Annotated in this window: 10 protein-coding genes; 8 read left to right on the forward strand and 2 right to left on the reverse strand. The window is 44.4% G+C overall.

From position 1 onward, the window contains the following. Positions 1-68: 68 nt before the first annotated feature. The 7 genes from HNQ82_RS07350 to HNQ82_RS07380 are packed head-to-tail and all read left to right on the forward strand — an operon-like array spanning position 69 to position 7,762. Positions 69-1,589: a phytoene desaturase family protein gene (locus HNQ82_RS07350; RefSeq protein ID WP_183248453.1), complete on the forward strand. Its 1,521-nt coding sequence runs from the start codon at positions 69-71 to the stop codon at positions 1,587-1,589. Then, positions 1,589-3,013 (forward strand): phytoene desaturase family protein, encoded by a 1,425-nt coding sequence (locus tag HNQ82_RS07355; RefSeq protein ID WP_183248455.1) that lies wholly within the window; start codon positions 1,589-1,591, stop codon positions 3,011-3,013. Before HNQ82_RS07350 ends, HNQ82_RS07355 begins: the two co-directional genes overlap by 1 nt. Further along, entirely contained in the window at positions 3,013-3,864 is an 852-nt protein-coding gene (locus HNQ82_RS07360) for a phytoene/squalene synthase family protein (RefSeq protein WP_183248457.1), read from the forward strand. The genes HNQ82_RS07355 and HNQ82_RS07360 overlap by 1 nt, the downstream gene beginning before the upstream one ends. After that, entirely contained in the window at positions 3,851-4,579 is a 729-nt protein-coding gene (locus tag HNQ82_RS07365; protein WP_246348934.1) for a carotenoid biosynthesis protein, read from the forward strand. The genes HNQ82_RS07360 and HNQ82_RS07365 overlap by 14 nt, the downstream gene beginning before the upstream one ends. Beyond that, positions 4,576-5,241, forward strand: coding sequence for a lysophospholipid acyltransferase family protein (locus tag HNQ82_RS07370; RefSeq protein ID WP_183248460.1), 666 nt, complete (start codon positions 4,576-4,578; stop codon positions 5,239-5,241). The genes HNQ82_RS07365 and HNQ82_RS07370 overlap by 4 nt, the downstream gene beginning before the upstream one ends. After that, positions 5,238-6,320 carry a glycosyltransferase family 2 protein gene (locus HNQ82_RS07375; protein ID WP_183248462.1) on the forward strand — a complete coding sequence of 361 codons (1,083 nt, stop codon included), beginning with the start codon at positions 5,238-5,240 and terminating at the stop codon, positions 6,318-6,320. Before HNQ82_RS07370 ends, HNQ82_RS07375 begins: the two co-directional genes overlap by 4 nt. After that, positions 6,296-7,762, forward strand: a complete 1,467-nt coding sequence (locus HNQ82_RS07380) for a phytoene desaturase family protein (protein WP_183248464.1) — start codon at positions 6,296-6,298, stop codon at positions 7,760-7,762. The genes HNQ82_RS07375 and HNQ82_RS07380 overlap by 25 nt, the downstream gene beginning before the upstream one ends. Here the strand turns inward: HNQ82_RS07380 and HNQ82_RS07385 are convergent. Then, positions 7,740-9,083, reverse strand: coding sequence for an MATE family efflux transporter (locus tag HNQ82_RS07385; protein ID WP_425486247.1), 1,344 nt, complete (start codon positions 9,081-9,083; stop codon positions 7,740-7,742). The genes HNQ82_RS07380 and HNQ82_RS07385 overlap by 23 nt on opposite strands. 123 nt (positions 9,084-9,206) lie before the next feature. On the opposite strand from HNQ82_RS07385, the gene HNQ82_RS07390 reads away from it, so the two are divergent. Beyond that, on the forward strand, positions 9,207-10,055 hold the full coding sequence (locus HNQ82_RS07390; RefSeq protein WP_183248469.1) for a helix-turn-helix domain-containing protein: 849 nt from the start codon (positions 9,207-9,209) through the stop codon (positions 10,053-10,055). On the opposite strand, the gene HNQ82_RS07395 is transcribed toward HNQ82_RS07390, so the two are convergent. Next, positions 10,039-11,802: an alpha-glycosidase gene (locus tag HNQ82_RS07395; protein ID WP_183248471.1), complete on the reverse strand. Its 1,764-nt coding sequence runs from the start codon at positions 11,800-11,802 to the stop codon at positions 10,039-10,041. The genes HNQ82_RS07390 and HNQ82_RS07395 overlap by 17 nt on opposite strands. Positions 11,803-12,022 lie beyond the last annotated feature (220 nt).

Genomic DNA, 12,022 nt, shown 5'->3' on the forward strand with positions numbered 1-12,022 from the left:
TTTTCTTTCTTGTTTCTTTATTATCTTGTATAATATTTGTATAACTTTTGTTTAATGGAGTGGATAACGTGAAAAAAATTGTTGTCGTTGGGGCGGGACCTGGTGGGCTTGCGGCGGCGATGTTGCTTGCCGCGAAAGGATATGACGTTTCCGTATTCGAAAAACAATCGTACGTAGGCGGGCGAAATGGACGATTCGAGCTGGGACCGTATCGCTTTGACATCGGTCCGACGTTTTTAAGCATGCCTCATATTATTGAAGAACTATTTACAGCCGCAGGAAGAAACATACATGACTACGTGAAACTAGTTGAATTAAATCCGATGTATGAACTTATTTTTCCTGATGTGAAGTTAGCGATGACGATGGATCGGCAGCGAATGAAAGAACAAATTGCTGCGCTATTTCCAGGGGACGAAGATGGTTATGAGCGGTTTATGAATGAAAACGAGCGGAAGTTGCAGGCGCTTGCACCCATTTTGCAAAGGAAAATGGACAGATTATACCATTATTTGCGACCGACGGTATTAAAAGCGTTGCCGCAATTGACGTTATCGCAGTCGCTATACGACATATTAAGTCGATATTTTCATGATGAGCGCCTTCGTTTAGCATTTACGTTTCAAGCGAAATATTTAGGGATGTCCCCGTGGGAATGTCCGGGTGCGTTTTCCATTTTATCGTATATGGAACATGCGTACGGCATTTATCACGTCATCGGTGGATTAAACGAAATTCCGAAAGCGATGGCGCGCATCGTTGCAGAATATGGGGGGCGCGTACATGTCAACACAGGGGTAAAAAAGCTTTGGCTTGATGGCCGTACGGTGAAAGGCGTCATATTAGAAAACGGTGAAAAAGTGGCGGCTGATGAAGTCATTATGAATGCGGATTTTGCTTATGCGATGACAAATCTCGTTGACGATGGGGTATTAAACAAATATCGGAAAGAAAAATTGCAACAAAAGAAATATTCATGTTCAACGTTTATGATGTATGTCGGGATAAACAAGCCGGTCGATCTTGCCCATCATACGATTATATTTGCGGATGATTATAAGCGAAATGTCGATGAAATTACGAAAGAAAAAACGATTCCGCACGATCCATCTATTTACGTACAAAATGCGATCGTCACAGATGCGACAGTAGCACCAAAAGGAAAAAGTGCGCTTTACATTTTAGCCCCTGTACCGAACAATACGAGCGGAATTGATTGGGAAACAGAGAAAGAACCGTTTCGCCAAAAACTATGGGATACGCTCGCGAAAAAGTTAGGATGGGGGCGTATGGAACAACATATTGAATATGAAAAAATCATTACCCCACATGATTGGCAACATGACATGTTCGTTTACGAAGGGGCGACGTTTAACTTAGGGCATCAGTTGTCGCAAATGATGGTGTTTCGTCCACATAACGAATTTGAAGAGTTAGAGCATTGCTGGCTTGTCGGTGGTGGGACGCATCCGGGAAGCGGTTTGCCGACGATTTTTGAATCGGCTCGCATTACCGCAAACGGCATATTGCACGCTCATCGTCAACCGCTTATTCCTGTTGGCGCTTTGCCGAAACGGAGGGAAGCGTGATGAACGTTGCTGTTGTCGGTGGCGGAATTGGTGGAATGATGACGGCGTTATGGCTAGCGAAACGCGGCGCGCATGTGACGATTTTTGAGCAAAACGATCGACTTGGCGGACGGCTTTCGTTTATTGAGCGAGACGGGTTTCGCATCGATGCTGGTCCAACGATTGTATTATTGCCAGAGAAGCTACGCACGTTTCTTTCCGATGTTGGTATAACGGAAGATGAATACGAGCTCGTTCATTGCGATCCGATGTATACGATTCATTTTTCAGACGGCGTATCGTATACAAAATATGCGGATGTAGAAAGACAAAAACAAGAAATTGCTCGCCTGTTTCCTGGAGAAGAAAAAGGATTTCAACGTTTTATGAATGAGATGAGGGAATATTTTGCAAAAGGCGATGAGCTCATTTTAACGAAGTCATTTATAAAGAAACAAACGTTTTTCACGAAAGAAACGATGGCGCTTTTTTCGCGCATGCGCGCCTATCAATCTGTGAAAACGAGCATGGCGCGTTATTTTCACGATGAACGGTTGCAGCTTGCTTATTCGTTACAAACGTTATATATTGGCGGCAATCCGTATACAACGCCATCGCTTTACTCGCTCGTTTCGTTTAGCGAGCATGCGCACGGCGTGTATTACGTAAAAGGTGGCTACGCAAGTCTCGTTTCTTTGCTTGCAAGAAAGCTAGAAGAAGCGGGTGTCACCGTCCGACTGCAAACGAAAGTTGAGCAGTATGAAGTGAACGGCTCCACTGTTGAGGCGCTTTATGCGAAAGGAGAAAAGTATCGTTTTGATGCATTTGTTATGAATACCGATGAGCCGACGATGATGACGAAAAAAAGAAGATGGATCCCTTCATCGAGCTGTGTGCTGCTTTATATGGGGCTTCGGAAAACGTACGATGCACCAATTCATCAATTTTTTTTACCCCATGATTTTCAACAACATATGGGCGATGTATTTGATCGCAAAGTCGTTCCGCAAGATCCGTCATTTTATACGTTTTATCCGTCAGCGGTCGATCGTACGCTCGCACCTGAAGGAAAAAGTGTGTTATATGTGTTAATTCCTGTACCAGCTGGACGGCATATCGATTGGATGAAACAAGATCGTTGGATCGTCCGCATCGTCGATGAAGTAGAAAAACGGGCGTTTCCGAATGTCAAACAGGCGATCGAGTGGATGCACGTGCGTACGCCGCTTGATGCGCACAGAGAAGGGTTGTATGATGGCGGCATGTTTGGGATCGCACCGACGTTATTTCAATCCGGTCCATTTCGCCCACAAGTGAAGTCGACACGTTACGAAAACGTATATGGCGTTGGTGCGTCGATTCATCCCGGTGGCGGGGTGCCGGTTGTCATGCAAGGGGCAAAGTTATGTGCACAACAAATATCTCGTGATTGGAGTGAAGAGTGATGAATATAAGGCAAGCGTATGCGCAATGTGAAGCGGTGACGGCACATCATTCGAAAACATTTTATCGCGCATTTTCAGTTTTACCGTTACATGATCGCAACGCCATTTGGGCGATTTATGCGTTTTGTCGTCGCGTTGATGATATTGTTGATGAAGGAAAACAGCCACATCAACAACTACGACAGTTTGAAAAACAATGGGAATCGTTTTTAGGCGGATATACAGAAAATGACTTTATGTGGGTAGCGCTTCGCGACGTATTTTCCCGCTATGATATGGACGCTGAACCGTTTTCGCATATGATTGAAGGACAAAAAATGGATTTGACTGTTCATCGTTATGATACGTTTTCCCAGTTGTTGCGCTATTGTTATTGTGTCGCAAGCACCGTTGGCTTAATGTTATTGCCGATTTTAGCGCCGCATCGTCGCGAACAGTTAAAAGAAAGCGCCATCGCGCTTGGAGAAGCGATGCAACTGACGAACATTTTGCGCGACGTCGGAGAAGATATGGCGCGTGGTCGTATTTATTTACCGCGTGAATGGATGAGCGTGTATGGAGTAAGTGAACAAGATATCGCTTTTGGTCGGGTGACGAACGCATTTATTGATTTATGGGAGCATATTGCACAAAAGGCAGAAGAGAAATATACGTATGCCGAAGCGGCATTTTCGCTTTATCCGCTTTCAGCACGTTTTGCCGTACGGGGAGCGACATTGATGTACAAAAGCATTTTACACGTTGTTCGTGAGCAACAATATGACGTATTTGCGAAGCGGGCGTTTGTGTCGGAAGAACGAAAAAAAGCGTTGCTCCAACAAATTGGGGGCGAAAACGTTGAAGTGGGGTGAGCGCTTATACCGCCTTTTTCTCATTTGGTATGGATGCGGACTTGTGCTCGTCGGTTTTCATCTTCTACCGCCGTGGTTAGAATGGGCGAACGTTGTTTTTTTAATGCTTGCGGGAATGATTGGTGCATTATTTTTAATTGAAAGGTACGGTCAACGGGGGATCATCGCAACAATTGCGATCTTCATTGGTACGATGGCGGTCGAGTATGTTGGGGCGACGTATAGTCTCATTTTTGGCTCATATGATTATACGAATCAATTTGGTATGACCATATTTGGCGTTCCAATAGCGATCGGCTTTGCTTGGCTTGCTGTGATCGGTTGCACGCATGCGCTCGCGTTACGTTTCGTTTCCCAAACAAGTCCCATCGTTGCTTCCGTTGTTGGCGCATCTTTGGCGGTCGTATTAGATTTAGTGATTGACCCGGTCGCATATGTTGCGAAACAATATTGGCTTTGGGAAGGAACGAGCATATATTATAACGTTCCGCTCCAAAATTTTGCTGGGTGGTTTGTTGTTGCGTTTGTCATTCATCTTTTATTGTTCGTTCTTCCTGGGCGCAAGGCAAGCTCAGAAAGGAGAGCGATGATTCTTTTTTTTCTTCTTGAGGCGATGTTTTTATTTCTTGCTTTACTAGAACAATTGTACGTTGCTTTTTTGCTCGGAGTATCGTTTGCGACGTTTATTTTTTGGAAATGGAGACGGTCGACATGATTGAAGCGAAAAAAAGTCGTTCGTTTGAATGGATGTTTTCCCTTTACAACACATGGTTGTTGCGCACGTCGTTTCATCGGCTATATGTGCGTGGACGCATCGTGCACACGCCTGCGTTATATGTGGCGAATCATAGTTCATGGTGGGATGGGCTAATCGCCTTTCAATTGAGCCGTTTTCTGTTTCAACAAAATAGTTATGCGATGATGAGTGAAGAAGGGTTAAAACAATATCCGTTTTTTCGTAAGCTTGGCGGTTTTTCGATTGATCGGACGAAACGAAAAGAAATAATGAAGTCGCTTGATTACGCCGTTTCGTTATTGTGCGATGGAAAAAGCGTTTGGATGTTTCCACAAGGGGAAGAACAACATATTGAAAAACGTCCACTTCATTTTTTTACAGGAGCTATATATGTCGCGGAACGAGCGAACGTGCCGATCATGCCACTTGTGTTTTATCATAGTTTTCGTCACCATCGTAAGCCGGAATGGTTTATTCATATTGGCGAGCCGTTATGGGTGGCTCATATGACAGGAAGCGATCGGAAGGAAAAAACGGCTGAACTCGAACGCATTTGCACCGCACAACTAGATGAAGTGAAGAGGTTGGTTGTGAGTGAACAGCTTCAATCGTTTACACGTTGGAACGGAGGGGCGTTATGATCGGGGTGTGGGTAAGTTTTTTCATTTGGACCGTTTTTAACGCTTTGTTTCTTATTTCGCTTCCGAAACGTCCACAAATCGTCGCTCGCCCGCTTGTCAGTGTCCTCGTTCCTCTTCGCAATGAAGAGCGGAATGTTGTCCGTCTCGTTCGTTCGTTAAAGCAGTTGACGTATGAGTCAGTCGAATTTTTGCTTCTTGATGACCAATCGACTGATCGCACGTATGAGTTATTTTTGAAAGAAACGAAAGAGGACGATCGTTTTCAAATATGGCAAGGGAAGCCTCTTCCTAACGGTTGGGTAGGGAAAGTGCATGCGTGTCATCAACTGGCGAAACAGGCGAAAGGGGCGTATTTGTTTTTTATTGATGCGGATGTCGAGTTAAAGCCCGCAGTCATTGAAAAATTGTTGGCGGTCGCAGCCGCGTATGATGCGAAATTAGTGACGGGCTTTCCGTCGTTTCATCCGTCGTCGCTTCCGTTGATCGGCAAATGGCTCGTGCCGTTGCAACATTTTTTTATTTTGTTTCATTTGCCTTTATTTTTAGCAAATTATACGCATATGCGTTCCGCGACGGCGGCGCACGGAGCATGTTTGTTTTTCGAACGCGCGGCGTATGAAGCGATCGGTGGGCATGCGTCTGTAAAAAGTGAGCTTGTTGAAGATGTGATGATTGCCCGCAAAATGAAAGAGCATCGTTATCGTGTCATCCTCGCGAACGTAAGCACTGATGTCGTTTGCTATATGTATGAAACGAATAAAGAAGTATGGGAAGGCTTTTTGAAAAATGTGTACGTCGGATTGAATCGATCACCTTTTCTTGTTTTTTTACTTGCGATGTTTTACGGGATATTTTACGTCGCACCGCTCATTGTTGCTCCGTTGTCATTTATGTATGGAGCGGCGTATGCGACGCCACTCATCATCGTTATTGCTCAAAAAGCGTATGTCGAATGGAAGACGGAGCGCTCGATTTCGACGTGTTATTGGATGCCGATAAGTGCAGGAGCGTTTATCGCATTAATGTATGCATCGATGCGCGCGAAACGTTATGAATGGAAAGGGAGGACGTACACGTGAAAAAAGTCGTCATTATTGGCGGTGGGCTCGGTGGGTTGTCTGCTGCTGTGACGCTCGCCCATCGCGGTGTGGATGTGCAGTTATTTGAAAAAAATCGCCATTTTGGCGGGAAGTTAATGCCCGTTCAACTTGGCGACTATTATTTTGATTTTGGGCCGAATACGATTACGATGCCGTTTGTGTTTCGCCACGTCATTGAGCAAACAGGTGAGCGCCTTGAAGATTACATGACGTTTCGGAAATTGGCTGTCCATACGAAAAACGTGTACGAAGACGGCACAACGTTTTTTCTGTCAAGCGATCGCGACTATATGAAAGAGCAGCTTGCGCGTATTGATCGCATCGGGGCGTTGCGATACGACGATTTTATTCGCGAAGTGGAGCGGCTGTATAAACTCGCGAAAACGTACTTTTTTCCGCGCATGTTTCGCTCGTTTGTTGATTATATGTCGCCATCGCTTGCGCTTGCTCTTTTGTCTGCTCGTCCGTTTGAGACGCTTCATTCTTTTTTTAGCCGCTATTTTACAAATGAACATGTCATTCAAGCGTACGACCGTTATGCGACGTATATTGGTTCATCACCGTATATGGCGCCAGCGACGTTTGCGATGATCGCCTATTTAGAAATGGTTGACGGGGTATATTATGTGGAAGGAGGAAACGCCCGAATTGCCCATACGTTTGCGATGCTTGTGAAACGAGCAGGGGCAACGTTACATACGAATCGGGCGGTCAAACGCGTCATTGTAAAAAACGGTACGGTAAAAGGAGTCGAGCTTGAAGATGGGGAAAAGGTGGAAGCGGACGTCGTCATTATGAATGCCGATTTGTTGCGGGCATATCGAGAGCTTGTTGATCCTCACGATCGTTCGTATGAACGAGTGGAGCCGTCCATTTCTGCATTTGTCATGTTAGTTGGTACAAAACAAACATGGGATGATTTAGCTCATCACAACGTTTTCTTTTCGGCGAATTATAAACAAGAGTTTGAACATCTATTTGCCGGACGGTATAGCGAACATCCGACAATATACGTTTGCGCTCCGCCGTTTACAACCGATGGTACATCGTTGTTCGTGCTAGTGAATGCTCCGCCGCTTACGAAAGATGGGCGTATGCAAGTCGATGAACAAGCATATAAGCAGCTCGTGTATGAAAGGCTTCGGGCATATGGGTTGGACATTGTACCAGATGTCGAACAAGTGATCACTCCGCTTCATATTGCGGAACAGTTTGGCGCATATCGCGGGGCGTTATATGGGATGGCGTCCAATCGACGTCGGGATACGTTTTTACGTCCGTCGAACGCATGTCGGCAGGTGAAAGGGTTATATTTTGTTGGCGGGACGACCCACCCAGGAGGCGGGTCGCCGATGGTTGTCATTAGCGGACAAAATGTCGCGAACCATTTGCTCGGTGCTAAGCTGTCGCTCCCTTTTTGACGAACGATTTTGTGCGCCATACGTTTGATTTCCAACGCCAATAGACGAGCAAGCCACGTAACCATTCGTCCGCAGTAAACGCGAGCCAGATACCGACTAAGCCGAGATCGAGCGAAATGCCAAGCACATAAGCAAGCGGAACGCTCACCCCCCACATTGAAGCGATGCCGATATAGACGGGAAATTTCACATCGCCGGCCGCGCGTAAAGAGTTAATGATGACGAGATTAAACGAACGCCCTGGTTCAAGAAGCATCGTAAGTAAAATGAGCGTTCCGCCTGTTTCAATCATCTGTTTGTTACTTGTGAAAATGGAAAACAGTTGATCAGAAAAAACGGAAAACAACGCTGCTATCGTAAACGAAATGATGACTGCAAGACGCAAACTTCGTAAGCAACGGGTATACGCTTCATGAAAGCGTTCTGCCCCAACGAGATGACCGATCATGATTTGCGTCCCTTGCCCAATGGCGACGCTAAATAAAAAAATAAACATCATGATGTTTTGTGTGTATACTCTCGTCGTTAACGCCTCAGTGCCGAGCATTGTAATGAAATAGGTGATGGCAAGTTGTGACGTATTGTAAGCGACATGCTCGCCAGCCGATGGGATGCCAATTTTTAATAATTGTTTGATGTAACTAAATGCAAACGCCTCTTTCGATAAAAGCGGGAGAGGGTGCGGGAGACGTTTCATGATGAGCAAAAATCCAATGACAAGCCCGATGATACGGCTAATCGTTGTTGACCAAGCGACCCCTTCAACACCTAAAACCGGTAAGCCAAACGGTCCGAACAACACGAAATAGTTGCCGATGATGTTTAATATGTTCACCCCAATTGTAATATTCATCATATCGCGTGTAAAACCGTAGCTACGTAAAATGGCGCCAAGCGTCATAATAAGCGCTTGCACAAACGAAAAGCCACCAACAATCCATAAATAAGCACGCGCATCAGCCATCAACTCGTGTGGAACGTTCATTAGTTGAAGTAAACGATCGCTTCCTGCCCAAAGCGCAATGCTTAATATGACGCCAAATAACAAATTCGCCCAAATGGAAGCCGCTCCAATATAGGAAGCTGTTTTTTCATCATTTGCTCCAGCATATTGCGCAATTAAAATCGATGTGCCGGTCGCGATAAAACCAAACATGACAACGACCATAAACAATAGTTGATTCGCAACACCGACAGCCGCCACCGCTTCATCAGCATATTGACTGAGCATAAACGTATCGGCATTGCCCGTCAACATATGAAGCGTCAATTCAATAAAAATGGGCCATGTGAGCGCAAATAAAGAAAGCTTTTTTGCCAAACAAGACAACCCCTTTACGATTTCCGACTTACAAACTGTTTTTAGTTTAATGGATTGTATATAATAGTGAAAAGAGAAAAAGGCGATGACTTTTGTACATTTCCGACTTAAAGGGGAGATTGTATGTATATATCGTTTTCCGTACCACCGTTTCCTGTTTTTATTAAAGGGGGAGAGGCGGTTTTTCAAAAAGGAATGAAACATTTTCGGCGTACATTTTCCGTATTTGATTTACTGTATGTACAAAAAGGGACGTTATATATGACAGAACAACAAGAAACGTTTGCTGTTCGTGAGGGGGAATACGTCATTTTATGTCCGGGCTTTGAACATTATGGACATGAGCCTTGTGATGAAGATACATATTTTATTTGGGTTCATTTTTCTGCACCACAATACGAGCGTGTTGAAAAACAGCCATGCGGATGGAGTGATATTATTGAACGAGAGGCAACGTATGTGGACTATGCGCAATATCGTTTATTGATTCCGCAATACGGGAAGTTGAACCAAACAGGAATGGAAACGATGCTTCAACATATCGTACATGAACAGCAAACACCTGATCATTCGCTGTCGCAACAGTTGTTATTTGCACAGTGGATCGTTCAACTGCAAAAACAAACGCTTCATATTCCATCAGCGGCTGAACATGTGTGTAGAGAGGCGATGGAATATATTCATCGTCATTATGATGAACCGTTTGAAATGGAGCATCTTGCTCATGCGCTTCGACTTCATCCTGACTACATTTCGCGCTGTATGCAAAAAACGATCGGAATGAGTGCGCTGCAATATGTAAACGATTATCGATTGAAAGTAGCGAAGAAAAAATTAGCCGCGACGAATGAAACGGTCGCGGCGATTGCAAAACAAGTCGGATTTGAAGATGGCGCATATTTTTCGCGCGTATTTAAAAAAATGGAAGGGATGACACCGAGCGAATATCGTCGTTTTATACAGCGGACGTAGGCTGTACAAGCAGCATGAGAAACCCGTATGGTTCAATATTTATCGTTTGTTCACTCATGCATTCGTTTGTCCAAAGGTTGATGACCGTTTTGTCTTTCAGTGAAAATGGAACGGTCCATGTCAGCGATGTGTCTGCATTGTTTAACACGCAAACGATCGTTTCATCATCGTACGTTTTCACGTAAGCGATATGATTTGTTGTGTCGTTTGCTTCTAACATATGAAATTCTCCAAAACGCAAGGCGCGATATTGTTTGCGTAATGAAATAAGCGTCTGTACGTGCGCGAATATATCGCGGTCTTGCTTTTCTTTTTCCCATACCATACATTTTCGGCAAAGCGGGTCTTGCCCACCTGTTAAGCCGATTTCATCCCCATAATAAATGCATGGGGAGCCGCTGAAAGAAAGCTGGAATGTAAACATGAGCTTCACTTTTTCTTTTTGTTCACCGCATTGCGTTAAAATGCGCGGTGTATCGTGGCTACCGAGCAAGTTAAACGCCACTTCATTTACGTTGTTCGGATAGTTATGCAACACGTTCACGATCGTATGAGCAAATTCGCTCGCTTTTACGTTTTCTTTCGCAAAGTAGTTGAGCGCCCCGTTTGTAAACGGATAGTTCATAACCGCATCAAATTGATCTCCGCGAAGCCACGGCATTGCATCATGCCAAATTTCCCCGAGAATATAAATGTCCGGTTTGATCGCTTTTACCGCTTGACGAAACTCGCGCCAAAATTGGTGATCGACTTCATTCGCAACGTCTAAACGCCAGCCGTCAATGTCAAATTCGCGAATCCAATATGTCGCGACATCTAATAAATATTGTTTCACTTCCGGGTTTTCTGTATTTAATTTTGGCATCTCTGGCACAAACGCAAACGTATCGTAATTTGGAATCGGTCCCGTTTGAAGCGGGAATTCACGAATGTGGAACCAATCTTTATAGCGTGATTTCGCGCCGTTTTTTAATACGTCTTGAAACGGGGCGAAATAATAGCCGCTATGGTTAAATACTGCATCAAGCATGACGCGGATGCCTTTTGCATGGCATGCTTCAACGAGCCGTTTAAATGTTTGTTTGTCGCCAAATTGTGGGTCGATTTCGAAATAGTCGATCGTATCGTATTTATGGTTCGATGGCGCTTTGAAAATAGGTGTAAAATAAATGCCGTTAATGCCGAGTTCGACAAGATAGTCTAATCGTTCAATAATGCCTTCAAAATCGCCACCAAAAAAGCTCGTTGTCGTTGGTTCCACGCTTCCCCATGGCAATGTATTTGGTGGGTTTAAGTGTGGATTGCCGTTAGCGAACCGTTCAGGGAAAATTTGATACCAAACGGTGTCTCTCACCCAGCTAGGCGCATGAAACACGTCGATGCGGTTTAAAAATGGAAAACAAAAATAGTATGCTGTATCGTCTGTCGGTGCTTGTTTATAAAAGCCTTTTTCTGTATAAATAAGCACGTCTTCTCCTGCGTGCAATTCAAACCCATAGCGCAAGCGGCGATGCGGGGGTTGCACAGCGATAAACCAATAATCAAACAAAGCGTCACAACCGCTTTTTTGCATAGATTGTTTGTCAAATTGCCATGCGCCGTCTTTCCAAACGTACGGGTCACCAAATAATAAGTATACTATATCGACATCATCTTTTTTTGTCCGCAGACGAATATGTAGCGTTCGCTCGTCGTATGCATAAGCAAACGCATCTTTTGGACGGTGGTAAATCGCTTCTTTTAACATGTTTCAAACACTCCTTTCAACTGTAAGCGCAATCGATTGCGCTTTTTATCACATATTTGTACACTCTTTCTGTTTTGAATGAAGGAAGCGGATACATTGCTTATGTCAAGCGTAAAATGAACGGAACTAAAAAGTCAACATTCATTCAAAAAAAGATGAAAAAAATAGTTGTCAAAACGGAAAATGATTGTATAATGAAGATAAAGGTTGTGCAATCGTT

The organism is Anoxybacillus tengchongensis (genome assembly GCF_014201585.1).
Classification (GTDB): Bacteria; Bacillota; Bacilli; order Bacillales; family Anoxybacillaceae; genus Anoxybacillus; species Anoxybacillus tengchongensis.

What these genes read in the sequence shown, in the direction of transcription:
- HNQ82_RS07390 (WP_183248469.1), top strand. Translation starts at nt 9,207, where the DNA reads ATGTATATATCGTTTTCCGTACCACCGTTTCCTGTTTTTATTAAAGGG.
- HNQ82_RS07370 (WP_183248460.1), top strand. Translation starts at nt 4,576, where the DNA reads ATGATTGAAGCGAAAAAAAGTCGTTCGTTTGAATGGATGTTTTCCCTT.
- HNQ82_RS07360 (WP_183248457.1), top strand. Translation starts at nt 3,013, where the DNA reads ATGAATATAAGGCAAGCGTATGCGCAATGTGAAGCGGTGACGGCACAT.
- HNQ82_RS07375 (WP_183248462.1), top strand. Translation starts at nt 5,238, where the DNA reads ATGATCGGGGTGTGGGTAAGTTTTTTCATTTGGACCGTTTTTAACGCT.
- HNQ82_RS07380 (WP_183248464.1), top strand. Translation starts at nt 6,296, where the DNA reads ATGGAAAGGGAGGACGTACACGTGAAAAAAGTCGTCATTATTGGCGGT.
- HNQ82_RS07395 (WP_183248471.1), bottom strand. Translation starts at nt 11,802, where the DNA reads ATGTTAAAAGAAGCGATTTACCACCGTCCAAAAGATGCGTTTGCTTAT.
- HNQ82_RS07355 (WP_183248455.1), top strand. Translation starts at nt 1,589, where the DNA reads ATGAACGTTGCTGTTGTCGGTGGCGGAATTGGTGGAATGATGACGGCG.